This is a genomic window from uncultured Kluyvera sp., assembly GCF_902485085.1.
Classification (GTDB): Bacteria; Pseudomonadota; Gammaproteobacteria; order Enterobacterales; family Enterobacteriaceae; genus Kluyvera; species Kluyvera ascorbata.
The window spans coordinates 1-1,085 of the sequence record NZ_CABTJS010000113.1; the positions used below are offsets into that span (position 1 = coordinate 1).

Here is a 1,085-nt window from a genome sequence, read left to right on the forward strand (position 1 = left end):
AGTGATGTGATTGTCTGCGCTGAAATGGACGAACAGTGGGGCTACGTCGGTGCTAAATCACGTCAGCGCTGGCTGTTTTACGCGTATGACAGGATACGGAGGACGGTTGTGGCGCACGTATTCGGTGAACGCACGTTGGCCACGCTGGAGCGTCTTCTTGGCCTGCTGTCGGCCTTTGAGGTCGTGGTATGGATGACGGATGGCTGGCCGCTGTATGAATCACGCCTGAAGGGAAAGCTGCCACGTTATCAGCAAGCGTTATACTCAGCGCATTGAGCGACATAACCTGAATCTGAGACAACATCTGGCAAGGCTGGGACGGAAGTCACTGTCGTTCTCAAAATCGGTGGAGCTGCATGACAAAGTCATCGGACACTATCTGAACATAAAACACTATCAGTAAGTTGGCAGCATTACCCATATGTCGCTGGGCCAACTCTTCTGGTTTCTGGGTTTTTTATCGTGGATTACAAGGCCGTCATCTGATAATGCCCCTAATGGGGCAGATCTCTAGGATAGTAGCAATACAGCAAGGAACTTCTTGAGATCCTTTCTGTTGCGTCGTAATCTCATGTCCTGCAAACAAAAAAACCACCGCTACCAACGGTGGTTCGTTTGCCGGAATCAAGAGCTACCAACTCTTTTTTCCGAAGGTAACTGGCTTTCACGGAGCGCAGATACCAAAACTGTCCTTCCAGTGTAGCCGCAGTCAGGCCACCACTTCAAGAACTCTGTAGAAGCACTCTACTACTCTGCTCCGTGAATCCTGTTACCAGTGGCTGCTGCCAGTGGCGATAAGTCGTGTCTTTCCGGATTGGACTCAAGACGATAGTTACCGGATAAGGCGCAGCGGTCGGACTGAACGGGGGGTTCGTGCATACAGTCCAGCTTGGAGCGAACTGCCTTCCCGGAATTGAGTGTCAGGCGTGGAATGAGACAAACGCGGCCATAACAGCGGAATGACACCGGTAAACCGAAAGGCAGGAACAGGAGAGCGCACGAGGGAGCCACCAGGGGGAAACGCCTGGTATCTTTATAGTCCTGTCGGGTTTCGCCACCACTGATTTGAGCGTCAGATTTCGTGA

General features: G+C 51.9%; 1 pseudogene. It reads left to right on the forward strand.

The annotated features are described in order from the left end of the window. Positions 1-403 (forward strand): annotated as a pseudogene (locus RDN66_RS13295) (IS1-like element IS1X2 family transposase); the annotation flags it as partial. Positions 404-1,085: the final 682 nt, after the last annotated feature.